We start from the raw sequence: 24,999 nt of genomic DNA on the forward strand, positions 1-24,999 counted from the left end.
TCTCTTGGCTTTCCCCAACCGAGTTCCTTGTCCAATTTGTTTGACAATCCTACATTCTTCCATCTTTTCCACAAACTGGTCCCCTCTGCCGGAGTCTCCGCCAAAAGCGTCCCGCAGTGACAAGTATCCTCCTCCCGTTTACCAGGAGCTCATTTGTCCGGGAGGATTTCGCCCAAAAGATGAAATCTCCCTGCAAATTGCCGATTTATATCTTTCTAATTGGAAAAAACATATAGCCTTCCCCTGTCTGCGGACAAGTAAAATCGTGGACTACCCCCACCAATGAAACAGAATGATCTTTCAGGTATTTTATCGTTTTTGAAAAGGTATCATCATCTTCCCATTTTACATAAGAACCTGTATTCATAGCCGGGGAATGCCGGATGGGCGAGGATTTTTCTCGTCAGACAAGGAGATTTTCCGTAGCCATACTGACGTATGGCAAGGGAAATCGACGCAGTATGGTGGGAAAAAGACCGGCCAGACGGCGTGCAGTGGTTGTGAATACAGGTTCGAAATATTCATAGCCAGGAATCACCCATTTGGTCCAACTGCTGGGAGCTTCCGCGTCATCCCGGCATTCTACTCCGGCAAGATAAAGACCTTTTTTGAAATCTTCCCACGGATAGAATGAACGCGAAAAATCAGGCATAGCTCCCCATATTCCGATGATATTTCCATTTTCATCTTTTTTAGCTAGATGCTGAACCTCTCCAAAATGAGAATTTGCATCCATCCATAATCTTTGAATAAAACCTTCTCCGTCTAAAGTTGAACCCTCTTTCCCTATCACAACAAAAGCTTCCTTTATGCACTTTTCAACTTTCATATTCCCCTCCATAAATCGGGATTTCTTGAAAAAGTATACCATCACCTCGATCCATGTTCAACTCCTTTTTATAGTCCCTGACAGCACAAACAATACGCCGGCATATCAAGGCGGAGCCGTCTTGGAGGACGCGCGATGTACACAGGCCATACCATCACCATCCGATGGCAGTGTAGAGTAAGTGCACACGCCACGGAATGCCGGCAAAGAGAATGGAGCGCCCGGGGCATCCCCGGACGCTCCCGCTTCGCTTCCTTCCTGCCGGTCGATCACCGCCTTTTCGGCCTGTGTCATTCAGCCACAAATGAACTGCCGGCCATGTAATGTATTCGGCGGCGAAGCTACCCTTTATACCTCCCAGGAAAGACAGCTCTGCCCGCCCCCGGAGCGGAAGCGTTAGACGAAACCGCCCTCCGCTGTGTGAAGCACCATTCAGCCGCAAACGAAAAAAGCCCGGGACAGCGAACCGCTGCCCCGGACTCTTTTGAATCTTTTCGAACCTTTGGAATACTTTACCGGTCTTATTTCAGCTCGACCTTGCCGCCGACTTCCTCAATCTGCTTCTTCAGAGCCTCGGCATCATCCTTGGAGATACCCTCCTTGATGGTGGCGGGAGCGCCCTCGACGGTAGCCTTGGCCTCGGCCAGGCCCTGGCCGGTGATCTCGCGGACAACCTTGATGACCTTGATCTTGGCGGCGGCGTCAAAGCCGGTCAGGACCACGTCAAACTCGGTCTTCTCCTCAGCAGGGGCGGCAGCGGTGGCGGTGGGAGCGGCCATGGCGGCGGCGGAAACGCCGAACTCTTCCTCCAGAGCATGTACCAGCTCGCTGAGCTCCAGAACGGTCAGGCCCTTGATCTCTTCGATCATGGCGGTCACTTTCTCAGACATTGTATGAAACCTCCTAAATTGTAAATAAAAACAGTCAATTGGAACGCGTGCCGCTTACTCGGCGGCGGGAGCCTCCTCGGCAGCCTCGGCAGGCGCGCCCTGCTTCTCGGCAATCTGCTTGAGGACCACGGCCAGCCCGGTGATGGGAGCCAGCATGGTGCCCAGGACCTGAGCCTGGAGCACAGGCAGAGCGGGGATGGACGCCAGGGACTTGATGGTATTCATGTCCACGGGCTTTCCGTCCATGAAGCCGCCCTTGATCTCGAACTTGTCTTTCAGCTTCTCGGCATAGTTGTTCATAACCCGGGCGGGAGCCACGGGATCGTCGCACAGGGCCAGAGAAGTGGTTCCGTTCAGGAGATCGTCCAGGTCGCCAAGGCCGGTATTGTTGAAAGCGAAGCGCAGAAGGGTGTTTTTCACAACGGAATAATCCACCGCGTTTTCACGGCACTCACGGCGCAGAGCGGTATCCTCTTCCACGGTGATGCCCTTGTAATCCACGATGACGCCGGCGGCGGCCTTCTGAATCTTCTCAGTCAGCTGGGCCACGATGGCCTGCTTCTCAGATAAGACTTTTGCGTTAGGCATGGTTGTTTTTCACCTCCACAGGAATGAGAATGCGCGTTCTAAAAAAAGGAACCGTCCCCGCGGCATAAAGACGCAAGGACGGATAGCAAATCATAACATTTGCCGCCCTCGGCAGGATTTACAGGTTTTTTTGAGAAAACCCACCTGCTGTCTTTGGAACGCAAATTGTATTATAACGGCAGAAAACCCAATTGTCAAGGGTTATCTTGCCAAAATTCTGTTTTTGTCTTCCAGCCGGTCTCCCCGGAGCGCCAGGTCCTTCACCACCTCGCCTGCCAGAATCAGGCCGGCGGCGGCGGGCACGAAGGCGCAGCTGCCGGGAAGCTGCCGCCGTCCGCTCTCCTCCAGTTCCCGACCCAGCGCCTCATAGACCTCCGGGTCCGGCTCACGGGGCGTCTCGGTGGAATAAACCACCTTCAAACGGTCCACGCCCCGCCGTTTCAGCTCCTTTCGCATAATCCGGGCCAGAGGGCAGACGCTTGTCTCATAGATATCCGCCACCCGAAACGCGGTGGGGTCCAGCTTGTTCCCCGCCCCCATGCAGCTGATGACCGGCGTTCCCGCCGCCTGGGCCTGCTGAATCAGCAGCAGCTTCCCGGTGACCGTGTCAATGGCGTCGATGATGTAGTCATACCGGGCAAACTCAAAATCCCCGGCGGTATCCGGCCCGAAAAAAACCGGGTATGTGCGGATATCCGCATCCGGAGCAATGTCCAGCAGACGTTCCCGGGCGGCGTCCACCTTTAACCGGCCCACGGTGCTCCGGGTGGCGAAGAGCTGGCGGTTCAGGTTGCTGGGGGACACCCGATCGCTGTCAATCAGATCCAGTGCACCCACGCCGCTGCGCGCCAGAACCTCCGCCGCGTGGCCTCCCACGCCTCCCAGACCAAACACCGCCACCCGCGCCCGGCTGAGCCGTTCCATGGCGGCCCGGCCCAGCAGGAGCGCCGTTCTGGAAAACCGCTCGTCCATGCTCATCCCTCAATTCCCTGAATTTCGATCTGCTCCACCACGTCCTGTCCCCTGGCGGTGAGGGCCATGCTTCCCCGAAGGGAACAGGCCTCATAGCCTTTATAGCCGCAGCCCTTCAACGGCAGGTCGTAGTCCAGGCGTATGAGCCCCTTCTGCTCCAGCGCCAGCAGCGCCGCTCCCCACTCCGCCGGGCTCCGGCCCGCCTCCTCCAGAAAGACCGGATACTCCCCTTTACCCACCGGGAGAAAGGGCGTCTGGGCCAGCCGCTCCAGCAGACTCAGTTCCGCTGGGGTCAGCAGCAGTTCCCCGCCTCCGCAGCTTCCGCATGCTCCGCAATTGTGCTGACAGCTCACTTTGCCGCCTCCTCTTCCCTGTTCCAGGCGGACACGATGGTGCCGCCGCCCACAACCAGATCTCCGTCATAGAACACCGCCGCCTGTCCCGGCGTCACCGCCCGCTGGGGTGTGTCAAACTCCAGCACCACGGTCCCGTCCTTGGCAGGCCGGATTACAGCCCACTGCTCCCGCTGCCGGTAGCGCAGCTTTGCCTGCACCCGCACACAGTCCTCCGGCTCCGGAATGGAAATCCAATTCAGACGCTCCACCCGGACAAAGCGGCTGTAAAGAGCCTCTTCCGGCCCCACGGTGACGGTATTGCGAGCCATGTCCTTCCCGCAGACATAGACCGGGGCCCCCATGGCAAGACCCAGTCCCTTCCGCTGGCCCAGCGTATAGCGCACCGCGCCCCGGTGCCGTCCCACGACCCGCCCCGTCCGGTCCAGAAAATCCCCGGCGGGATACGTTCTGCCGGAGGCACGCTCCATGAAGGCGGCATAATCTCCGTCGGGCACAAAGCAGATGTCCTGACTGTCGTGCCTCCCGGCGTTGGCAAGGCCCAGCGTCTCCGCCAGGGCCCGGACCTGCCGCTTCTCCATGCCGCCCAGAGGGAACTGGATATGGGCCAGTTGCTCCTGGGTCAGCATATAGAGCACATAGCTCTGGTCCTTTCCGGCGTCCAGGGCCTTTTTCAGCAGCCAGCGGCCCCGGTCCTCATCGTATTGGATGCGGGCATAGTGGCCGGTGACGACAAAGTCCAGCCCCCGGGCCTCCGCCTCCTGAAGCAGGCGGCCGAATTTCAGACAGCGGTTGCAGTCAACGCAGGGATTGGGGGTGCCTCCCTCCTCATAGACCCGGATAAACTTGTCAATCACCTGGCGCTGAAAGTCCTGCGTGCAGCTCAGAACCTCGCAGGGAATCCCCAGCTGAGCCGCCGCCCCGGACGCGTCCTCCGCGTCCCGGCGGGTACAGCCGTCCTCCTCCGGGCGCAGGCACATATTGACGCCCAGGCAGCGGTAATCCGCCTTCAGCATCAGATAGGCCGCCACAGTGCTGTCCACGCCGCCGCTCATGGCGATCAGGGCGCCCTTCTCCTTTACATCTATATCCATCTCGTACTCTCCCATCTCTATCTTCCCCGGCAGAAGCGCCGTCATTCACAGAACCGGCAGACCGCCGGTTTTCCGCCGTCATGCCGGAGCCCGTTCTTTTTAAGGCGGACGCCGCTCCGAAAAGGGTCGGCGGTTTCGCCGCCTTCTGTGCTGACTATAACATGAACGGGCCGGAAAAGCAATGTCTGCCCTGCGGAACGGAATCGGAGCGCCCGCACAGTGGTCACCGGGACTTGCACGGTTTTGCATAAACCGGCCCCGGTCTCCCGCATTTGCGGAAAAACCCCTCATTTTTTGCGCTCAAACGGAGTTAGTCCAGAAAAATCTTTAAAAGAAAACAGAGAATTTTCCGGAGCGTCCGATTTTATGTAAATCATTTTCCATTTTCACGCTGTGGAGAAAATCGGATTCCAGCGTCTTCAAAAAAACGGAAATTTCATCGGAATCCATTGGAATTACAGGAAAATTCCCATGTGGAAAACGGCGTGGAAAATGTGAATAACTCCTCGTAGACGCAAATTATCAAAAAACTTATGTTAAGGACAGCGCCACGGCGGCCACTGGAAAGAACGTTTGAGCGGTTTTGTCGAACCCTCCATGATTTTTCAGAAATCGTGGCGGAATAGACGAATATGCCTGCCGCCCTCTCAGCCGTCCGGCCCCGGGCGCGGCGGATGCGTGAGCAATTTGCCCAAGGGAATGCTGAAGGAAATCCTGCAATATTACTGCTTGTAATGAGGGCGGAGGAGACCGCCGGGAGCGTGTCCAGACAAAGGTTTTTTTGCAGGGGCCTCCTCCCCCGGCAGCCTGTCCCATCGGAACCGCCGGTGCTCCGGGAGGCCCGCCCCGAACCCGCCGGCCTCCCGGAAGGCAGGAAGGCCGGGGAACCGCCCCCCTCCTCCTGATAAAATACGCCGGAGGACCGCGCCGCCGCCGAAGTTTTACTTGTACTTTTGAAAAGAATCGTATATAATGAGTTTGATTATTGATTCAGCGGGAGGCAGACCGCCGCTTCCTGATCAATACTGGAAAAGAACCGGGAAAGAAAGGACGTTCTCATGATTCAATTCAAGTCTGAACAGGGTGAGATCTCCGTCAGCAGCGCCGTGTTTTCCAACATCACGGGCATGGCCGCCACCAACTGCTTCGGCGTCAAGGGCATGGCCTACCGCTCCATGACCGACGGACTCGTCCACCTGCTGCGCCGGGAGGCTATGAGCAAGGGCGTCAGCATCACCTATCACGAAGACGACTCGATCTCCATTGAGCTGCACATCATTGTGGAAAACGGCGTGAATCTCCCTGCGGTCTGCCGTTCCATCATGAACGAAGTGCAGTATGTGGTGACCAAAAATACCGGCGTAACCGTCAGAGCCGTGGACGTGTGCGTCGACTCCATGACCCTGTGAGGGAGGATCAAAAGCCATGACTGAACAAATTACCGGAGCCCTTTTCAAGGAAATGATCCTCCACGGGGCCGCCGCCATTACCGCCCAAAAGCAGCCCATCAACGACCTCAACGTCTTCCCCGTCCCCGACGGGGACACGGGCACCAATATGTCCATGACCATCGGAACCGCCGTGACGGAGCTGCGGAAAACCGAGCCCGCCACGGTGGACCAGGCGGCCAGCCTCACCGCCTCCGCCCTGCTGCGGGGAGCGCGGGGAAACTCCGGCGTAATTCTCTCCCTGCTCTTCCGGGGCCTCTCCAAGGGGCTGAAGGGCCGTGAGACCGCCGGCGCAGAGGTCTTCGCCGCCGCCATGCAGGAGGGCGTTTCCTCCGCCTACAAGGCGGTCATGAAGCCCGCCGAGGGCACCGTGCTGACGGTCTCCCGTCTCGCCGCCAAACGGGCGGTGGAGGCCGCCGCCTCCGGAAACGGCGTGGAAGCGGTGCTGGCTGCCGCCCTTGAGGAGGGGCAGGCCGCTCTGGCCCAGACCATTGAGATGAACCCGGTTCTGAAAAAGGCCGGCGTGGTGGACGCAGGCGGCAAGGGCTACCTTTTGATTCTGGAAGGGATGCTGGCCGCCGTCCGGGGCGAGCCCCTGCCGGAGACTCCCGACGAGGAAGCGCCTCAGAAGGCCAAAGCCGACTTCAACGTCTTCGCCTCAGAGGAAATTACCTTTGCCTTCGACACGGTGTTCATCGTGCGGAAAAAGCAGGCGGAGCTGGACCTGGAGCCCTTCCGGGCCTATCTGAACAGCATTGGAGACAGCCTGGTCATCGGTGAGGATGACGAGGCCTTCAAGGTCCACGTCCATACCAACATCCCCGGAAGCGCCCTGACGGAGGCCCAGAAATACGGCACCCTGGAGCTGGCGAAGATTGAGAACATGCGGACCCAGTACGAGGACGTGGCCGCCGGCAAAAAGGCCCAGAGCGTTGACGATTTGGACATGGAGGAATCCGCCTCCGAGGCGAATCATGACGAACCCCGCACCCCTGCCCCGCCCGAGAAAAAATACGGCTTCCTCTCCGTCTGCGCCGGCGACGGTCTGGCCACGGTGTTCCAGGACCTGGGCGTTGACGGCGTGGTGTCCGGCGGGCAGACCATGAACCCCTCCACGGAGAGCATTCTGGCAGGCGTGGAGCAGATTCCCGCCGAAACCGTGTTCATCCTTCCCAACAACAGCAACATCATCATGGCCGCCCAGCAGTGCGGGGCGCTGACGGAGAAAAACGTGGTGGTCATTCCCACCAAAACCGTTCCCCAGGGCATCACCGCCATGATGAATGTGGATTTTGAGGCCTCCGATGCCCAGTCCATCACCGACGCCATGATGGACTGCCTCTCCGGCGTCACCACGGCCCAGATCACCTATGCCGCCCGGGACTCGGACTTTGACGGCTTCGCCATCAAGGAAGGGGACTATCTCGCCCTGGAAGAAGGCAAGCTCTTCGGCACAGACAACTCCCTGGACGCGCTGCTGGAACAGCTGGCCGCGGACGCCGCGGAACGGGACGCCTCCTTTATCTCCCTGTACTTCGGCCAGGACGTCCGCGAGGAAGACGCCCAGCTGGCCGGGCAGTTTTTCCAGAAGGCCTGTCCCAACGCGGAGGTTATGGTCCTCTCCGGAGGTCAGCCCGTATACTATTATATTATCTCCATGGAATAAGCAGACGGGCCCGGACCTGTGTCCGGGTCCCTCTTTTGCGGTGAAAGGAGGTCCTGTTATGACCGTGGGCCGGTTCGCCCCCTCCCCCAGCGGGCGCATCCATCTGGGGAACATCCTGTGCTGTCTGCTGGCGTGGCTCAGCGCCCGGCAAAAGGGCGGCAGAGTGATTCTGCGCATCGAGGACCTGGACGCCGCCCGCTGCCCCCGCCGGTACGCGGAGCAGATGATTGAGGACCTCCGGTGGCTGGGCCTGCTTTGGGATGAGGGACCGGAGGCGGACGGCTGTGGCGGCACCTTCTTCCAAAGCCAGCGGACCGCCCTCTATCAGGCGGCGCTGGAACGGCTGGAGGCCATGGGACTGGTCTATCCCTGCTTCTGCACACGGGCGGAGCTTCACGCCGCCAGCGCCCCTCACCGGGAGGACGGCCAGGTGATCTATGCCGGGACCTGCCGGAGCCTCTCCCCCGCTCAGGCGGCGGAAAGGGCCAGACTCCGGCCCCCGGCCCTCCGGCTCCGCGTCCCTGACAAGGAGTATCGTTTCATAGACGCTCACATGGGCCTCTACGGGGAACGGCTGGACAGGGACTGCGGGGACTTTCTGCTGCGCCGCTCCGACGGCATGTTTGCCTATCAGCTGGCGGTGGTGGTGGACGACGCCGCCATGGGCGTCACAGAGGTTGTCCGGGGAGCGGATCTGCTGTCCTCCACGCCCCGGCAGCTGTATCTGTATGAGCTGCTGGGCCTGACGCCGCCCCGGTTCCTCCACTTCCCTCTCCTGCTGGCCCCCGACGGACGGCGGCTGTCCAAGCGAGACGCGGACGCGGGTCTGGATACCCTGCAAGGCCGGGTTTCCGCGGAGGAACTCCTGGGAAAGCTGGCCTGGCTGGCGGGCTTCAATCCCTCCGGCGGGCCCAGAAGCGCCCAATCTCTGCTTCAGGACTTTTCCTGGGAAAAGGTGCCCCGGGCAGACATTCGCCTGCCTGAAAACCTGTTCGGGTGAATCCATTAACAGCCTTTGGGGCGCAATCAATTGAAGAGACGGGAACGAGGACCGGGGACATAAGTCCCCGGTCCTCGTTTTCACAGAAACACCGCGTTTTCCCTGGGCTCCTGAAAATTCTTTTCCAGCATGGCCACATGAGACAGGAATGCGGGATCGTCAAAATACTTGGCATGGTGGGTACATTTCCGGACACAGCACTGACACTTGATGCAGGTTCCCGGCACTGCGGCCACATTGGCCGGGTCAATGGCGCCCATGGGGCACAGCCGGGCGCAGACGCCGCAGTTGCAGCATTTGGACAGGTCCGTCTGGGGCTTTGCCTTCAAAAACTGCGTGGGCTGACCGTCCAGCCCCCTGGGCACATAGTAGGGCGCTTCCGGGTCTCCCGGAACCTCCACCGGCGGAGGCGGAGCCTCCAGGCCCCGAAGCTTTTCGGCAATCCGCTTTCCAAATTCCCGCAGCTCCCGCTGGTCGTCCCAGTCCGGGCGGCCTTCTCCCAGAACGTCTGTAAAGGCATGACGCCCCACAAAGGCCCCGGCCGCCGCGGTCCGGAAGCCGTTTGTCTCCAGCAGAGCGCAGAGCTCCGCCAGCGCGTTGTCAAAGGCACGGTTGCCAAAGGTCACCACCGGCACGGCAAGGGCTCCGTTGCCCCGGAGCCGGGCCCGAAAATCCGGCGCGATTTTGTTGGGCACCCGGCCTGCGTATGTGGGTGTTCCCACCACCACCAAATCCCCGGGGCCAAAGCTGTAATCCGCCGCCCGCTCCTCGGGTTTTCTGAACCCGTGGAAAACCGCCTGCGGCAGTCCCAGTTCTTTTTCCAGGGCCTCCGCCAAAAGACGGACCATCTTTTCCGTCACGCCGGCGCCGCTGTAGCAAAGCGCATGAATCTGTTTGATTTCCATACTGTCCCCTTCCATATCACAGGGAAAAATCCTGCTCGCTGAGTCTCTTCGTGTCCAGCGCCGCCGGACGGGGCGGAACCCGCTTCAGCGGGTCATAGCGAAAGGACCGGCAGGAGTGCTCCACCGGCACCACGCCCCGCTTGACGCAGGCCACCTCACGCTCATTGAGCTGCTGTCCCCGCTGGCAGTAGGCGCAGCGGGGGTCGATATTCTTCCGAAACAGCATGGGCCCTCCTTTTCTCTCCGCTTACCTTGCCGTCAGGCACACGGAATCCTGGTCCACCCCCGCGCTGATCCCGGCGATGGGCGCTTCGTAGCTGTCGATGATTTTGGTGGCCATGGGGTCCTCCAGCTCCTTCTGAATGGTCCGCCGGAGGTTTCGCGCGCCATAGGTGCGGGAATAGGATTTTTTCGTCAGCAGCTCCAGCAGGGCGCTGTCATAGGTAAAGGTGATGCCCTTCTCCCGCAGGGAGTCCCGCAGCTCGTCCAGCATAATCCGGGCAATGGCCTGGAAATTCTCCTCGGAGAGCCGGTTGAAGGTAATCACGGCGTCCACCCGGTTGATGAACTCCGGCCGCAGGAACTGCTGGAGCGCCTTCATGGCCTTCTCACTGTCCTGCTGGCTGAAGCTCCGGTCAAAGCCCACGGAGCCGCTTTCCCTGTTTCCGCTGCCGGCGTTGGAGGTCATCACGATGATGGTATTTTCAAAGTTTACCTTCCGCCCGTGGGCGTCGGTGATTTCCCCGTCGTCCAGAATTTGCAGCAGCACATTCAGAACATCGGGGTGGGCCTTCTCAATCTCGTCGAAGAGGATGACGGCATAGGGCTTCCGGCGGATTTTCTCCGTCAGCTGACCCGCCTCGTCATAGCCCACGTAACCCGGCGGAGAGCCTACGATTCGGGAAACGGAGTGCTTCTCCATGAATTCCGACATGTCCAGCCGGATCAGGGCGTCGGGGGTATTGAACAGGTCGCTGGCCAGCTGCTTCACCAGCTCCGTCTTGCCCACGCCGGTGGAGCCGACGAAAATGAAGCTCACAGGCTTGTGCTTGGGAGAGATGCCCACCCGGTTCCGGCGGACCGCGGCGGACACGGCGGCAATGGCCTCGTCCTGACCGATGATGTGCTCCTTCAGCCGGGCTTCCAGCTGGCTGAGGCGCTGGAATTCCTGTTCCCGGATGCGGGAGGCGGGAATCTTGGTCCACAGCTCAATCACATGGGCCAGATTTTCCATGGACAGCTGGGGATCGCCCTTCTCGTTCAGGCTCTCCTGCTCCGTGCTGAGCTGGAGATCCCGGCTTTTCAGCTCCGCCATGCGGGCGTAATCCTCTTCGGTCTTCTCCTCCTTCTCCTCCAGCATGGCGCGCTCCTTGGCGTAGTCGTCCAGCTCCCGCTGAATCTCCATCCGCCGGGAGATATCCGGGTCCTTCAGATTCAAATCAGAGCAGGCCTCGTCAATCAGGTCAATGGCCTTATCCGGCAGGAACCGGTCGGTAATGTAACGCTCGCTGAGCAGCACCGCCTGACGGAGGATGCCGTCGGACATTTTCACGCCGTGGAATTTCTCATAGTTGGGGGCCAGGCCCTTCAGGATGGCCACGGAGTCCTCAATGGAGGGCTCATTGACCGTGACGGGCTGGAACCGGCGCTCCAGAGCGCTGTCCTTCTCAATGGATTTACGGTATTCGTTGAAGGTCGTGGCGCCAATCACCTGAATCTCTCCCCGGGAAAGGGCGGGCTTGAGAATGTTGGCGGCGTTCATGCTCCCCTCGGCGTCTCCGGCCCCCACCAGGGTATGGACCTCGTCAATCATCAGAATGATGTTCCCCAGCCGCTTCACCTCGTCAATCAGGCCCTTCATGCGGCTCTCAAACTGGCCCCGGAACTGGGTGCCGGCCACCAGCGCCGTCAGGTCCAGGATGTGGACCTCCTTCTCCCGGAGCTTAAAGGGCACGTCGCCCTTGGCGATGCGCTGGGCCAGCCCCTCGGCAATGGCGGTTTTTCCGACGCCGGGCTCACCAATCAGGCAGGGATTGTTTTTCTGGCGGCGGTTGAGAATCTGGACCACCCGCTCAATCTCCTGGGTCCGGCCAATCACCGGGTCCAGCTTGTTATCCTTGGCCTTCTGGGTCAGGGAAATGCAGTAATTTTCCAGATATTTCCGCTTTCCGTTCTTGGGCTCCTTGCGTTCCTTCCGCTCCTTTTCCCGGCCCTCGTCGGGAGCGTCCTCTTTCTTGGCCTCGCCGCCGGAGAACAGCCGGTTCAGGAAGGGGAAGGTGGCGGTCTTGCCCTCTTCCTCCTCTTCCTCCCCTTCGCTGGGAATCTCGTCAATATTTTCCACGCCGTTCATCGCCTGCATCATTTCGCTGTTGAGGGTTTCCAAATCCTCGTCGGAGATACCCATGCGTTTCATCATGTCGTCCACCTGGGGAAGCCCCAGGTCCTTGGCGCATTTCAGGCACAGGCCCTCATTGATGGTCTTGTCACCGTCCAGCTTGGAAATGAACACCACGGCCACATTTTTTTTACATCTTGAACAAAGTGTCGGCTGCATTTTCTTAAACCTCCACGCGCCCACCGGCGCTCTTAATAGACATTGTAGATGCCCGCGTCAGGCGGGCGACGGGTCCGTTTTCCGGTTTTCCCGGAAGCCCCGGAAGCCCCGGAAAAAACGCCTCAATCCGGAAGAAGCGCAGGAAAAAAGCCTTGGTGCAAAAAAAGCTCTGGCACAGAAAAATTCAGCGCTGAAAAAGCTTCAAGGCGTCCAGAGGGCTATGTACGGCGAAGAACCGGAACAGACGGCTCTCCTCCTCCCCCACGGAAACCCCCAGCGTCCGCAGCGCCCACGCCGCCAGAAACAGCAGCAGAGCCGCCTCCAGCAGTCCCAGGGCTCCGCCGCCCAGGGCGTTGAGCCCATGGAGTCCCGGCAGGCGCAGCACCAGGTCCAGGGCCCGGACCAGCAGATGAAGCAGCACGGTCAGCACCGTGAAAGAGACCGTAAACAGCAGACCGTGTAAAAACGAACGGGCCAGACTCTCCACCACCGCCGTGGCGGCGGAGACGCCGGTCTCCCGAATGGTCTCCCCGGCCTCCGAGGCCAGAGCCTCCCGCCGTTCCGCATCCAGACCCAGCAGGTCCAGCAGGTCTTCCAGCCCCTCCGGCATGGCGCCGGGCATATGGCCCTGGGGCAGATTCTTCTGAATCTCCGCCTCCACCCGGGCCTCTATGTGCCGCTCGACAGCGGGGGCCAGCAGCTTCGCCGCGGGACCAGAGAGCGCCGAGGCAATCACGCTGGCGCCAATCAGGGCCGCCAGCACCACCGCCAGGCCCGCGAGACTCCTCAGCAGACCCTTTTTGGCCCCCCATACGGTAAATCCCAGCAGCACCGCCGCGGCAGCCGCATCTATTATAACAGGTGATGACAAACTTTCCTACCTCTTTTCCTGTAAACGTTTTGTGAATTTGCCCATCAATTTTTCACATTCATGGCAGGAACAGACTGGCGGAGCTGCCCGACAGCATCAGCACCGACCCGTCGGGCCGCATCAGCACCTCCCGGACGTCCTCCACCCCCCGCAGGGAGGCGTAGGTCTGCAGGTCCTGATTATAGACCTCCAGACGGCCGCTGTAAAGTACCGCCAGATACCGCCCGGCGGCGGAGAGGCTCAATATCTCCTCCCGCACCTCCAGAGTCCCCAGCTCCGCGCCGTCGCTGTCCACCGTCACCAGACGGCCCACGCTGCCGGAGCGGTAACGGTTCAGCAGCAGCGCCGTAAAGCCGTCGCCCCCCAGGTCAAAATCCCGCAGGTAGTCCCCGCCATAGGAATAGGACGCCTCGATTTCCCCGTCGGGTTTGGCATAGCTCAGGACGGTATCGGAAACGGCGGCAATCTTCCCGTTCTGCTGGCCGATGGCGGCCACCAGCCCGCCGGAGACATCATAATCCGCCGCGGGCTCCTCCTTTGTCAGCTCATAGAGCACAATATTGCTGACAAAGACGCCGTTTTCCTGTCCCAGGGTCACCGCCGCCAGGCGCTTTCCCACCACGCAGCCGTCCAGCACAAAACGCCGCCGGGAGTCAAAGGCAAAGGCCAGCTTCATTTCCGGGTCATAGACGCTGACACAGCCCTTGCAGCCCTTTTTCTCCGCCGTCACCGCCAGCCAGCCGTCTTCGTTCAGCGAGGCGGCAAGGAAGGGCTCCCCCTCGGCGGCGGTCAGCTCCAGCATCATGCCGCCCGCGTTTGCCACATACAGAGAGGTTCCGCCCACGTCGTAGGCCGCCAGCCGGCCGCCTCCGGCGGTGAGGGCAGGCGCTCCCATGTTTACATCGACGGACCAGAGCTCCTGACCGCCTTTATCGAACAGCCGCAGGGACGTCTCCGACAGCACCGCCAAATTCTCCTCAACGGCGGCAAAACGGTTCTTCGGTGAGGCGTCATATGCGTAGAGGGCCGTCCCCCCTGTCTGCTCCGGCCGGCCATAGTTCAGATAGCGGCGGAGAATGTCAAAGCCGGTACCGTCCCGGTAGGCCGCCAGCACCACCACCGCCAGCACCAGAGCCAGGGCCAGGAAAAAAGTGAGAAAGCTTTTCAGCTTCCCGTTTTTCTCAGCCCGCCGGGCCCTTCGGGCCTCCTGTTCCCCGTCGTCATCATTCCAGATATCCTTCCGCCCGTCACTCATTCAGCCGTTCATCCTCATACCACAGTCTTGTCAGGTACAGTCCGCCGGGGGGCGCGGTGGGTCCCGCCAGGCTCCGGTCCCCCCGTTCCAGAATCTCCGGAATATCCTCCGGGGCAAATTTTCCCTCGGCGGCATAGAGCACCGTGCCGGTGATGGCCCGGACCATGTTGTACAAAAATCCGTCGGCGCAGACCCGCAGCTCCAGCAGGTCGCCGTTCCGGGTCACGTCGCACCAGTAGACAGTCCGGACGGTGGTCCGGGTCTCCGTGCCCACGGAGCGGACCGCCCGGAAATCATGGGTCCCCACAAACATATGGGCCGCCCGGTTCAAAAAGTCCTCATCCAGCCGCTTCGGGTAAAAATAAGCCCGGTTGACATAGAAGGGATTTTTAAAGCGGGAGTTATAGATACGGTAGGTATATTCCTTTTTGATACAGGATCCGATGGCGTTGAACGCCTCCGGAACCTCCACCGCCTCCCGGATGGCGATATCCTCCGGGGTGTGGGTGTTGATGGCGTAGGGCATCCGGTCAATGGGAATGCGGCTGTCCGTGCGGAAATTTGCCACATACCGCTCCGCGTGTACTCCGGCGTCGGTCCGTCCGCAGCCGGTGAGATGGACCGGCCCGCCGCATACCCTTCCAATGGCCTTTTCCAGCGTTTCGCAGACGCTGGCGGCGTTTTTCTGCACCTGCCAGCCGTGGTAGGCAGTGCCGTTATAGGCGAGTTTCAAGGCAATATTGCGCATCGTTTCTCCTCACTCCGGCCACGCGATCAGGGGCAGTCCAGAAAGCGGACAGCGCCGCATGTCGTCCCATGACAAAGCCTCCAGCTCCTCCAACGGAAACGTCCAGACCAGTCCTGTCTCGTCCTGAAACGTGTAGTCCATACGAATGTGATCTCCCGGCCGGCAGGGAATGGAAACGCCGTCGTACAGCTCCCCATTGGATTCCAAGCAGGCAATCTCCTTCTTCTCCCGGCCATAAAAGACCTGTTCGCCGTTCCGGCAGACGCGAAACGCGCCGTTCTCAACCTGAACATCATTCCCCTCCAGGTCCGTCAGGCCGGCATATGGATCACAAAAGAAAAAGGTCTCCAGTTGGGCGTCATAGTGCCAGGAACAGCAGCCATATCCGTTGGAGCTTCGCTGAATGGGCAGAAGACTCCGCACGGGACCGCTGAACAGGACCGTGTCATCCTCCAGCCGGATGTCCAGGTTCCTGTCCGGCTCCAGAGGAAGCGTCAGTGTTCCCTCATAGCTTCCGTCGCCTGTTTTGCTGAGCAAGACAATATTCCAAGCCAGAGCATAGGGTTCTCCCTCCATGCAAAGGCCTGCTTCGTAAAGGCCCGTCTCATAGAACGAAAGCGATTCTTCCGGAAGCTCCACCGCCAAATCCACTGACAGCCGCCGGGCTTCCGGCTGAATCTGTGCGTTTTGGAAGCGGACAGTCAGCGGCGCGTTTTCTAGTACGATCCGTTCCTCCTCTGAGGGGGCAGGCGTCTGTTCATTCAGACGGTCAAGTTCTGCCAGGCATTCCTGCATCTCCTGGCGCAGAGACACGATTTCCCGGTTCTGCAAAAACGCCGTACACAGCAAGACAGCACACATTCCAATGGCAATAAAGTTGTATGTCGGTAACTTCATCGGTCCCTCTTTCCGTCTACTTCCCGTCCAGCTCCGCCATGGCCTCCCAGTCGATTTCCATGTCCCGGTGATAATACTTCCGGTCCCGCTCGTCCAGCTCCCGGAGGACCCGGCAGGGATTCCCCGCCGCCAGCACACCTGCCGGAATGTCCCGGGTGACCACGCTGCCCGCTCCGATTACGCTCCAGTCTCCAATGGTCACGCCGGGGGCTACCACAACCCCGGCCCCCAGCCAGCAGCCCGTTCCAATACGAATGGGCAGATTGTACTGATAGCCCCTGGCCCGCAGCTCCGGCAGGAAGGGGTGATTGGGCGTGGCCAGCACCACATTGGGCCCGAAGAGGGCATAGTCCCCCACATAGATATGGGTGTCGTCCACACAGGTAAAGCCGAAATTGGCATAGACCTGTTTTCCCAGATGTACATGACGCCCGCCCCAATTGGCGTGGAAGGGCGGCTCAATGTAGCAGCCCTCTCCCGCCTCGGCCAGCATTCTCTTCAAAAGGGCGGCCCGCTTCTCCCCTTCACTGGGGCGGGTCTGGTTGTACTCATAGAGCAGTTCCAGACATTGAACCTGAATATCAAAAATCTCGCTGTCCATGGGGTCGTAGATTTCCCCGCTGTGGAGCTTCGCAAACTTGTCGGACGCATTCATTGACAAAGCCTCTCCTTCAAAAGATGGAGTCCCGTTCTCCGGTTATTCCCATGTAAGCCGGGGCCAGTCCACCCAGGCGGTACTGTTGTCCCAAAGGTCCCGCTCCGCCACGGCGGTCCAGCTCCGAAGCAGGAATTCATAGCCCAGGCCGTTTTTGTCCCGGCAGAAGAAGGTCAGGGCTATTTCATCCCCAGGCCGGACCTCCGCGGACAGCTTGCCGCAGAAATAGCTGTCCGAACGGTCTCCCGGCTCCGCCGCCTGTTCCGCCGCAATCTCTCCGCCGCGCCGGAGGCGGAACATGTGGCCCTCTGTTTCCGAGGAACCCGTGTACAGCTCCGCGCCGCACTCGTATACGGTAAAGAGGTCCTTCATGTACTCCGCCTGGGTCCGCCCCGCCTGAGACGTGCATTGGACCGGCAGAAGCTCCCCCGCGCTGCCCAGAAGGCCCAGGGATTGCCGATGCCGGGTCTCGCCGTTCCGGATGACTGTGTACAGGCCGTAGTCCGTCCAAAGCTCGTCCAGGGGCAGCTCCAGCGTGCCGGCAAAGGTCCCTGTCCCGTCGCCGGACAGGGGCACGGACCCGCCGCCCTCTCCGCCGTTCTCTCTGATCCACAACAGCTCTGCGGCGGTATCCTCTCCCCACTCCTTCAGCATGGCGGAAACCTCCACGTCCAGACAGCGCTTTTCCGGATTCACAGAAGGGCTGTAGTCCCAGCTCCGGACCAGCTCCTCCGCGCTTTTCATGTCCCGCCGCACGGCCTGGACCTGCTCGTCCAGCCGGCGGGACTCCATTTGCAGATTGGTCTCGACGCTTCCAAGCTGGTTCCGCAGGTCCGAAAGCTGGCGGAGCTGCCAGAGGTCCAGCCCCAGCAAAGCTGCGCAGAGAACCAGCGTCAGCATCTGCACCCTGTTTTTTTCCATCGCAGCCTCCTTAAAAACCTGATTCCCTCAAAGCCCAAAGGCCCGCAGGGCGATCACCAATGCCAGAATCACGGCGCCGAAGGTCAGCGCCAGATAATCCCGCCGCTCGTACTTTAAAACATGGAGCTTCGTCCGGCCCTCGCCGCCGTGGTAGCAGCGGCACTCCATGGCCGTGGCCAGCTCGTCGGCCCGGCGGAAGGCGCTGATGAACAGCGGCACCAGAATGGGAATCATGGCTCTGGCCTTCTGGAGGAGGTTCCCGCTCTCAAAATCCGCCCCCCGGGCCTTCTGGGCGGACATAATCTTGTCCGTCTCCTCAATCAGGGTGGGAATGAACCGCAGGGCAATGGACATCATCATAGCCAGCTCGTGGACCGGCACGTGAAAGCGCTTCAAGCCGTTCAGCAGCCGTTCCAGCCCGTCGGTGAGGGCGATGGGGCTGGTGGTGTAGGTCATGAGGAAGGTGCCCATAATCAGCAGCATAATCCGCAGCACCATGAACGCGGCATTCCGCAGACCCGTATCCGTAACGTGAAAGGGTCCCCAGGCCCAGAGGTCCCGGGCTCCCGGGGTGAAAAACAGGTTCAGCACGCCGGTGAAAATGATGATGAACAGCACCGGCTTCAATCCTCGCACCAGGGCCCTCAGCCCCACCTTGGAAATGCGGACGCAGACCACCAGGGTCAGGGCCATGAGTCCGTAGGCCACAAAGCTCCCGGCACAGAACAGCGCGATGATATACAGCATCACCAGCAGGATTTTCGTCCGGGGGTCCAGCTTATGGGCCGGGGTATTTCCAGGAAAATACTGACCCAGGGTGATGTCCTTCAGCATGGCGCGCCCCCTCTCTTCAAGGCCAGCAGTTCCCGTTCCAGGGCCTCCGCCGTGTAAACGGCGGAATCGACGTTCACGCCCCGGGCCCGAAGGGCCATGGCCACCCGTGTCACCTGGGGCACATCCAGCCCGGCGGAAAGCAGCTCTTCCGACCGGGCGAAAACCTCCGCCGGCGGACCGCTCATCAGAACATGTGCGGACTTCAGCACCAGAATGCGGTCCGCGTTCCGGGCAATCTCGTCCATGCTGTGGCTCACCAGAATCACCGTGGCCCCCTTGTTCCGGTGGTAGTCCCGGATGTTGGCCATCAGATTTTCCCGGCCCGCCGGGTCCAGACCCGCCGTGGGCTCGTCCAGCACCAGCACCTTGGGCTCCATGGCCAGCACCCCCGCCAGGGCCACCCGGCGCTTCTGGCCGCCGGAGAGCTCAAAGGGGGATTTTTCCAGGTGCTCGTCCCGGACGCCTGCCAGTCGGGCGGCCTCCCGGATGGCATGGTCCAATTCGTCGCCGGTCCTTCCCTGGTTCATGGGGCCGAAGGCGATGTCCTTGTAGACCGTTTCCTCAAAGAGCTGATATTCCGGATACTGGAACACCAGGCCCACCTGAAACCGGATATCCCGGATTTTTTTGGGCGCTTCCCAAATGTCCCTGCCATCCAGCAGCACCTGTCCGCTGGTAGGGCGCAGGAGACCGTTCAAATGCTGAATCAGGGTGGATTTTCCCGAGCCGGTATGTCCGATGATGCCCAGGAATTCCCCCGGCTGCACGTCGAAGCTGACATCCTCCACCGCGCTGCGCTGGAAGGGAGTGCCAATCCCATAGGTATGAGTCAGGTTTTTTACTTGCAGTATGCTCTCCAAACCGGAACTTCCTCCCTGTTACGATTTTCCCAGCGCCCGGGCGATGGCGTCCGCGCAGTCCTCCACGCCGAGGGCGTCCAGCGGAACATCCCAGCCGTTCCGGCGGAGCCGGTCCAGCAGGTCCACGGTGTCCGGCACCGTCAGTCCCAAATGACGGAGCCGCGCCACCTGGCTGAATATTTCCCCGGGCGTGCCGTCCATAGCAACACGTCCGTCATCCATCACAATGACACGGTCCGCGTCCTCCGCCTCGTTCATATGGTGGGTAATCAGCACCACGGTGATGCCCTTTTCCCGGTTCAGCCTGTGGACGGCGGAGAGCACCTCCCGCCGGCCCGTGGGGTCCAGCATGGCGGTGGCCTCGTCCAGCACCACACAGGCCGGCTCCATGGCGATGACGCCGGCAATGGCGATGCGCTGCTTCTGTCCGCCGGAGAGCAGATGGGGGGCGTGGGTCACAAATTCCTCCATGCCCACCGCCTCCAGGGCGGCGTCCACCCTTCTGCGGATTTCCTCCGTGGGAACCCCCAGATTCTCCGGGGCAAAGGCCACGTCCTCCTCCACCACATTGGCGACAATCTGGTTGTCCGGATTCTGGAACACCATGCCCACCCTCTGGCGGATGTCCAGCAGCAGGCTTTCGTCCAGGGTGTCCATCCCCTCCACGTAGACCTTTCCCCCGGCGGGCAGCAGCACGGCGTTAAAGGTCTTCGCCAGGGTGGACTTGCCAGACCCATTGTGCCCCAGCACCACCACGAAGCTGCCCTTCTCAATGGCAACGTCCACGCCCCGGAGCGCATAGACCGGCTTCTCCCCCTCGTTTACCGGATAGGCGAAGCGGAGGCTTTCCGTTTGAATCATTTCACTCATGTCAAAGTCCCTCATTCTCACGCACAGGGCGCGTATCCGCGGACCGGAGGCCGTTACTCGCTGAACCACCTTCCCGTGGCCCCGCAGGGCAGGGCCAGGCCGGTGGCCCGCACGGGCAGGCCCAGCTCGTCCCAGGTACACTTTCCGCCGTATTTTTCCGCCGCCAGCAGATTCAGCAGGTAGCCCAGCACCGAAGGGGCCAGGCCCGTGGTATAGGAGTTAATCAGCATAAACAGGGGCTTGTCCGACAGCACGCCGGCGCAGAGCTTCACAAAGGAATAGAGATTTTCCTCCAGCTTCCACACCTCGCCGCCGGGCCCCCGCCCATAGCTGGGAGGGTCCATGATAATCGCGTCATAGGTCTTCCCCCGCCGGATCTCCCGCTCCACGAACTTGGCGCAGTCGTCCACAATCCAGCGGATGGGGGCCTCCTCCAGGCCGGACAGCCGGGCGTTTTCCCGCGCCCAGGCCACCATGCCCTTCGCCGCGTCCACATGGCAGACGCTGGCCCCGGCCCTGGCGCAGGCCACCGTGGCCCCGCCGGTATAGGCGAAGAGGTTCAGCACCCGGATGGGACGGCCCGCGTTCTGTATCTTCCCGGCGCAGAAATCCCAGTTCACCGCCTGCTCGGGAAAGAGGCCCGTATGCTTGAAGTTCATGGGCTTCACCTGAAACGTCAGGTCCCGGTACCGGATTTTCCAGCTCTCCGGCAGAACCTTTTTCTCCCAGTGTCCGCCGCCGCTGCGGGACCGGTGATACCGGGCGTCCGCCCGGCCCCAGGCCGGGTCGGTTCTGGGCGTTTCCCAGATTGCCTGAGGGTCCGGACGCACCAGAAGCTGACGGTCCCAGCGCTCCAGACGCTCACCGCCGCCGCAGTCCAAAAGCTCGTAATCCCGCCACTGATCCGCGATCCACATATCTGTTCCTCCATGCCAGCGATAAAATCAACCGGGATATTGCTTCCGCACCCAACGCCGGGAAGCAATATGCGCCTTCGTTGTCCGGCGGCCGCCGCCTGCGGCGGCAGAGAAGCCGGCTCAAATCAAGTGTATGGTCTCCGAATGTACAATATGGAAATCATATTATACCGCCTTCCGGGCCATTCCGTCAACCGTGGTTTCCGCCAAATTCCACGGAACTGGGATATATTTCCACGTCCGATGCAAAAAAGAGCGCCTGGACAGGCGCTCTTTTCCTGCGGTGTCAGCGCAGAAACTGAAGATTGACGTCCACATTGCCGCCGATGCCGGCGACACTGCACTTGCTGGAATACTGCCAGTAGTCCATTTGATAGTACAGCGTGGGATACAGCTTTTCGGAGGACTCACTTTTATACTCCGGATACCAGCTCAGGTAAGGCGCCAGGGCGCCCTGGTCGTATTTGATGTAGCTGACATAGGTTCCGGCGTAGACCATCGGCGTGTATCCCGCCTCGGCAATCCGCTGGCAGAAGGCCACGGCGCAGGCGGTGGCCATTTCCGGCGGCGTGCCGTAGACCCGATAGCTGGAATTGCTCATCTCCCAGTCATAGGCCACCGGGCCGTTGATATTCAGATCCCGGAGACGCTCGATGACGAAATCCGCCTCCTCAATGGCCTCCTCCACCGTAATGGCCTGGGCGAAGAAGTACACGCCTGTCTCAATGCCGGCGTCCATGGCTCCCTGAATGTTCTGGCGGTAGAAGGCGTCCTCGCTGATCGCCCCGGTGGAGTAGCCCCGGAGACCCACCCGCACCATGGCAAATTCCACGCCGTCGCCGGCCACGGCATCCCAGTCAATGGTCTGGTTCTCGCTGGCCCGGTTCTGGTAGGCGGAGACGTCGATGCCGAAGCGGGTGCGGAACTCGCTGCCCTGATAGACCAGACGGTCCCCCTCCCAGTAAAAGTCTCCCTCGCCCAAGCGGCTTGCCTCCCGGCCCTCATAAATGGGAATCTGTTTGCCGTCATAGGCAATGGTCCCGCCGGTGGTAAGGCCGGGGGTATACACCTCGCTGGGCTGGATACCGGGTCCGGCGGGCTGTTCCGTGCCCTCCGCAGGCGTGATGGGCACCACCACAATGCCCCAGTCAAAGGGCTCGTTGGGGTCGGCGGGTTCCTCCGGCAGGGATTCGGTAACCACGGTGGGAGTGATGGAGCTGAAATTCCGGATGGTTCCCTGGACAATGACGTTTTTCAGGGTCACCTCCCCCGTCACGCCGGGGGCAATGATCAGGTCCCCGGCGATGGTCATGTTCTCCAGGGCCGCGCCGCCGGGGGCGCTGATCAGCAGGCTCCCCGCCGTGTCGCCGCTGTGGGAGCCGCTTTCCTGGACCAGCACGTCAATCATGTGGTTCAGCAGGCTCACCAGCTCCGCCCGGGTCAGGGGGTCCGTGGGACGGAAATTCCCGTCCTGAATCTCGCTGAACCAGCCCCGGGCGCTCATCTCCGCAATGTAGGGCCTGGCATACCCGGCAATCTGCTCCGCATCGCTGTAGGGAATGGTGGTGGTCTCCGCGTCGATGTGGAAGGCCCGGGCCACCATGGCAACGCCCTGCTGGCGGGTGATGGTGTTCCCCGGCAGGGCCTTCCCCTCGCTGCCCAGGTAGACCCCGGCAGCGTTGAGCTTCAGAATGGAGCTCTCCCAATAGGTCCCCGCCGTGTCGGAAAAGGTCTCCGGGGCCGAGATGGACTGGAATTGCAGGAAGCGGTCCAGAATCCCGGCAAAGGCGCCCCGGGTGATGGACTGGTCCGGGCGGAATGTTCCGTCCTCATAGCCCTGGAGGACGCCGTAATTCTGGCTCCACTTGTCGATGGAGGCGGCGGCCCAGTGTCCCTCGGTATCTGTAAAAGCCATGGCGGGCGTCAGGGCCAGAGCCGCGGCCAGAGCGCCGGTCATGAACCTCTTGGGCAGTCGAATTTTTCGCATGGCAGTCTCCTTTTGTCCGAATCTGTCGAATCCATATCAAAAAAATGCCCCAGCCCTCCGGTTTGGAGGGCCGGGTTCCACGATTGATTCATTATAAAGGAAAACTGCCGGCTGGTCAATACGCAGGGCGGTTTTTTCTGGTATCCAATTACTGGTATTCCACCCGAATCCGCAGGCGCTTCCGCTGCCGCAGGGGCTTCTCCGGCTCCTCCCGGGCGATGGACGCCCCCCGGAACACCGACAGGGCCAGACCAATCAGGGCCAGGTCAACCACTGTTTGCAGATTCCCCACCACCAGAGGCAGACCGGCGGAGAAGAGGACGAAGCCGAAATTCAGCGCCGCCGCCAGCAGCGTCTGAACCGCCAGAGTCACCACCACCGCCAGCACCACCAGACGGCCCGGCAGACAGCTCTGCCGCAGGCCTTTTACCAGCAGCCAGACCAGCAGGACCGCCAGCGCCGCCAGCATGAGCAGAAGGGGCAGCCAGCCCCACAGGACGGCCATGGAAGCGGGGAGAAAATCGCTGCTGTAATAATGGGGCATGGTGTTCCCCGGCATACCGGCGCTATCTGTATAAATCCGCACCCGTGCCCCGGCATGGACGGCGGCCCCGACGCTTCCATACTGCCGCAGGGGCGGCACATCCTGCCAGAAGCTTTGGAGCATCCCGCCCAGATAGCCCTTGTTCAAAGGGTCCATCTCCGGATGGAGGGCAATCGCCAGCCGCTGCCGGAAAGAGTTGAGATACCCCCTGGAAATCAGCCCGGTCAACAGAACCGCCGGGACCGCCAGCGCCGCACAGGCGCCCTTCCACCGGCCCACGCCGAACCAGTCCCCTCCGGCGGCGCAGAGCGTCAGCGCCAGACCGGAGAACAGCAGAATCAGCAGCCCTGTCATGCTGGGGGCGAGGCAGCAGACCGCCGCCAGAGGAACGCCGCTCAGCACAGCAAGCAGAAATCCTTTCCAGCCCTTCCCCCGGAATCGGTAGAGCGCCAGCGCATAGGCGACGGGATAGAATAAAACCACATATCGGGTGTAGTAGGCGCAGTTGCCCACATGGGGAAAGTGGAACAGTGTCAGCAGACCTGCCGCCAGGGCTCCGATGTACACGGCCCGGGCATGACGGACCAGCCGGGAGACATCCAGGAAGTACATCCCCAGCAGCGCCGCCGTCCCCAGACCCAGGGAGGCCAGCGCCCTTGCCGGCACGGCAATGTGACCGGCATTGACGCCGCCGCTGATTTCACAGAAGACCGCCCGCAGCACCGCCCCCGCCAGCGCCAGAACAAGCGTCAGCCCCAGCAGCCCCCACTGGGGCCGGGGCCGGTGGATAGCGTCCAGAGCTGCGCCCACCTCCACCGGGTCCCCCATGTCCTCTACGGCCAGACGCTCCGCCTCGTCCCGCGGCTTCCCCTCCCTGACAAAGGCGTCCCGCTGGTCCGTCAGGTGCTGTTCCAGCTCCCGGGCCACCACGGGCCGGGCCCGCTTCCAGCGAATTTGTTCCATGACCGTCTCCAGATAGCCCTGAATCGTTCCATAGTCACGCAAGGGAAACGCCCCCTTTCAAAACCCGGCCCACGGCCCGGGCGTAGGTATTCCAGGCGTCCTCCTTCTCCCGGAGGGCGTCCCGGCCCCGGTCCGTCAGGTGGTAGTACCGGCGGGTCTTGCCGTTCTCCGCCCGGCGTTCCTGGGCGGTGACCAGACCCTTTTCCTCCAGACCGTGAAGCAGGGGGTACAGCGTCCCTGCCTTCAGGCGGAAGGCGTCTTCGCTCCGCTTCCGCAGTTCCTCAATCATCTGATAGCCGTAGAGGTCCCCGCCCTCCAGCAGCTTCAGCACCAGCAGGGGCATACTGCCGCTGACCAGGCTCTTGTCCAGTTCCATAG

General features: G+C 61.1%; 25 protein-coding genes and 1 other annotated feature. Of the genes, 3 read left to right on the forward strand and 22 right to left on the reverse strand.

Annotated elements, in window-relative coordinates; translation table 11 throughout:
- Positions 1-403: 403 nt before the first annotated feature.
- The 6 genes from Q0063_RS07340 to mnmA all read right to left on the reverse strand — a co-directional run bounded on the left by Q0063_RS07340 (position 404) and on the right by mnmA (position 4,726).
- The gene (locus Q0063_RS07340; RefSeq protein WP_297871326.1) at positions 404-829 is read right to left on the reverse strand and encodes a GyrI-like domain-containing protein; all 426 of its coding nucleotides are present in this window, start codon (positions 827-829) and stop codon (positions 404-406) included.
- A gap of 521 nt (positions 830-1,350) precedes the next feature.
- On the reverse strand, positions 1,351-1,719 hold the full coding sequence (gene rplL, locus Q0063_RS07345; protein WP_297871327.1) for a 50S ribosomal protein L7/L12: 369 nt from the start codon (positions 1,717-1,719) through the stop codon (positions 1,351-1,353).
- 54 nt (positions 1,720-1,773) lie between these two features.
- Entirely contained in the window at positions 1,774-2,307 is a 534-nt protein-coding gene (gene rplJ / locus Q0063_RS07350; RefSeq protein ID WP_297871328.1) for a 50S ribosomal protein L10, read from the reverse strand.
- 36 nt (positions 2,308-2,343) lie between these two features.
- Positions 2,344-2,482 (reverse strand) — a sequence feature (ribosomal protein L10 leader region).
- 26 nt (positions 2,483-2,508) lie between these two features.
- Positions 2,509-3,279 carry a tRNA threonylcarbamoyladenosine dehydratase gene (locus tag Q0063_RS07355; RefSeq protein WP_297871379.1) on the reverse strand — a complete coding sequence of 257 codons (771 nt, stop codon included), beginning with the start codon at positions 3,277-3,279 and terminating at the stop codon, positions 2,509-2,511.
- A 2-nt stretch (positions 3,280-3,281) separates the two neighbouring features.
- Positions 3,282-3,632, reverse strand: a complete 351-nt coding sequence (locus tag Q0063_RS07360) for a hypothetical protein (protein WP_297871329.1) — start codon at positions 3,630-3,632, stop codon at positions 3,282-3,284.
- Positions 3,629-4,726: a tRNA 2-thiouridine(34) synthase MnmA gene (gene mnmA, locus Q0063_RS07365; protein ID WP_297871330.1), complete on the reverse strand. Its 1,098-nt coding sequence runs from the start codon at positions 4,724-4,726 to the stop codon at positions 3,629-3,631. Before mnmA ends, Q0063_RS07360 begins: the two co-directional genes overlap by 4 nt.
- 1,058 nt (positions 4,727-5,784) lie before the next feature.
- On the opposite strand from mnmA, the gene Q0063_RS07370 reads away from it, so the two are divergent.
- Genes Q0063_RS07370 through gluQRS form a run of 3 tightly spaced genes read left to right on the forward strand, consistent with a single transcriptional unit; the run spans position 5,785 to position 8,840 of the window.
- A complete protein-coding gene (locus Q0063_RS07370) occupies positions 5,785-6,135 on the forward strand; it encodes an Asp23/Gls24 family envelope stress response protein (RefSeq protein WP_297871331.1) in 351 nt (116 codons plus the stop codon).
- A 16-nt stretch (positions 6,136-6,151) separates the two neighbouring features.
- Complete coding sequence (locus Q0063_RS07375; protein ID WP_297871332.1) at positions 6,152-7,840, forward strand: DAK2 domain-containing protein; 1,689 nt, start codon at positions 6,152-6,154, stop codon at positions 7,838-7,840.
- Between the two features lie 58 nt (positions 7,841-7,898).
- A complete protein-coding gene (gluQRS, locus tag Q0063_RS07380) occupies positions 7,899-8,840 on the forward strand; it encodes a tRNA glutamyl-Q(34) synthetase GluQRS (protein WP_297871333.1) in 942 nt (313 codons plus the stop codon).
- An 80-nt stretch (positions 8,841-8,920) separates the two neighbouring features.
- Here the strand turns inward: gluQRS and Q0063_RS07385 are convergent, their stop codons facing one another.
- From Q0063_RS07385 to Q0063_RS07460, 16 genes are all read right to left on the reverse strand, one after another.
- Positions 8,921-9,745 (reverse strand): 4Fe-4S binding protein, encoded by an 825-nt coding sequence (locus Q0063_RS07385; protein WP_297871334.1) that lies wholly within the window; start codon positions 9,743-9,745, stop codon positions 8,921-8,923.
- 16 nt (positions 9,746-9,761) lie between these two features.
- Complete coding sequence (locus Q0063_RS07390) at positions 9,762-9,971, reverse strand: hypothetical protein (RefSeq protein WP_297871335.1); 210 nt, start codon at positions 9,969-9,971, stop codon at positions 9,762-9,764.
- 21 nt (positions 9,972-9,992) lie between these two features.
- Positions 9,993-12,299 carry an ATP-dependent Clp protease ATP-binding subunit gene (locus Q0063_RS07395; RefSeq protein WP_297871336.1) on the reverse strand — a complete coding sequence of 769 codons (2,307 nt, stop codon included), beginning with the start codon at positions 12,297-12,299 and terminating at the stop codon, positions 9,993-9,995.
- Positions 12,300-12,483: 184 nt separating this feature from the next.
- On the reverse strand, positions 12,484-13,170 hold the full coding sequence (locus Q0063_RS07400) for a CvpA family protein (RefSeq protein WP_297871337.1): 687 nt from the start codon (positions 13,168-13,170) through the stop codon (positions 12,484-12,486).
- A 58-nt stretch (positions 13,171-13,228) separates the two neighbouring features.
- Positions 13,229-14,425 carry a DUF5711 family protein gene (locus Q0063_RS07405; RefSeq protein ID WP_297871338.1) on the reverse strand — a complete coding sequence of 399 codons (1,197 nt, stop codon included), beginning with the start codon at positions 14,423-14,425 and terminating at the stop codon, positions 13,229-13,231.
- A complete protein-coding gene (truA, locus tag Q0063_RS07410; protein ID WP_297871339.1) occupies positions 14,418-15,173 on the reverse strand; it encodes a tRNA pseudouridine(38-40) synthase TruA in 756 nt (251 codons plus the stop codon). Before truA ends, Q0063_RS07405 begins: the two co-directional genes overlap by 8 nt.
- Before the next feature lie 9 nt (positions 15,174-15,182).
- Positions 15,183-16,070, reverse strand: a complete 888-nt coding sequence (locus tag Q0063_RS07415) for a hypothetical protein (protein ID WP_297871340.1) — start codon at positions 16,068-16,070, stop codon at positions 15,183-15,185.
- 16 nt (positions 16,071-16,086) lie between these two features.
- The gene (locus Q0063_RS07420) at positions 16,087-16,725 is read right to left on the reverse strand and encodes a sugar O-acetyltransferase (protein ID WP_297871341.1); all 639 of its coding nucleotides are present in this window, start codon (positions 16,723-16,725) and stop codon (positions 16,087-16,089) included.
- A gap of 42 nt (positions 16,726-16,767) precedes the next feature.
- The gene (locus tag Q0063_RS07425; protein ID WP_297871342.1) at positions 16,768-17,646 is read right to left on the reverse strand and encodes a hypothetical protein; all 879 of its coding nucleotides are present in this window, start codon (positions 17,644-17,646) and stop codon (positions 16,768-16,770) included.
- A gap of 27 nt (positions 17,647-17,673) precedes the next feature.
- Complete coding sequence (locus Q0063_RS07430; RefSeq protein WP_297871343.1) at positions 17,674-18,480, reverse strand: energy-coupling factor transporter transmembrane protein EcfT; 807 nt, start codon at positions 18,478-18,480, stop codon at positions 17,674-17,676.
- Positions 18,474-19,340, reverse strand: coding sequence for an energy-coupling factor transporter ATPase (locus Q0063_RS07435; protein WP_297871344.1), 867 nt, complete (start codon positions 19,338-19,340; stop codon positions 18,474-18,476). Before Q0063_RS07435 ends, Q0063_RS07430 begins: the two co-directional genes overlap by 7 nt.
- An 18-nt stretch (positions 19,341-19,358) precedes the next feature.
- Positions 19,359-20,210: an energy-coupling factor transporter ATPase gene (locus Q0063_RS07440; protein WP_297871345.1), complete on the reverse strand. Its 852-nt coding sequence runs from the start codon at positions 20,208-20,210 to the stop codon at positions 19,359-19,361.
- A gap of 53 nt (positions 20,211-20,263) precedes the next feature.
- A complete protein-coding gene (locus Q0063_RS07445) occupies positions 20,264-21,127 on the reverse strand; it encodes a class I SAM-dependent methyltransferase (protein WP_297871346.1) in 864 nt (287 codons plus the stop codon).
- A 286-nt stretch (positions 21,128-21,413) separates the two neighbouring features.
- Positions 21,414-23,114: an S-layer homology domain-containing protein gene (locus tag Q0063_RS07450; RefSeq protein WP_297871347.1), complete on the reverse strand. Its 1,701-nt coding sequence runs from the start codon at positions 23,112-23,114 to the stop codon at positions 21,414-21,416.
- Between the two features lie 148 nt (positions 23,115-23,262).
- The gene (locus Q0063_RS07455) at positions 23,263-24,663 is read right to left on the reverse strand and encodes a permease prefix domain 1-containing protein (protein ID WP_297871348.1); all 1,401 of its coding nucleotides are present in this window, start codon (positions 24,661-24,663) and stop codon (positions 23,263-23,265) included.
- Complete coding sequence (locus Q0063_RS07460) at positions 24,656-24,997, reverse strand: PadR family transcriptional regulator (RefSeq protein ID WP_297871349.1); 342 nt, start codon at positions 24,995-24,997, stop codon at positions 24,656-24,658. Before Q0063_RS07460 ends, Q0063_RS07455 begins: the two co-directional genes overlap by 8 nt.
- Between the last annotated feature and the right edge of the window lie 2 nt (positions 24,998-24,999).

The sequence above is a fragment of the uncultured Oscillibacter sp. genome (assembly GCF_947654275.1).
In the GTDB taxonomy this organism is placed as follows: domain Bacteria; phylum Bacillota; class Clostridia; order Oscillospirales; family Oscillospiraceae; genus Oscillibacter.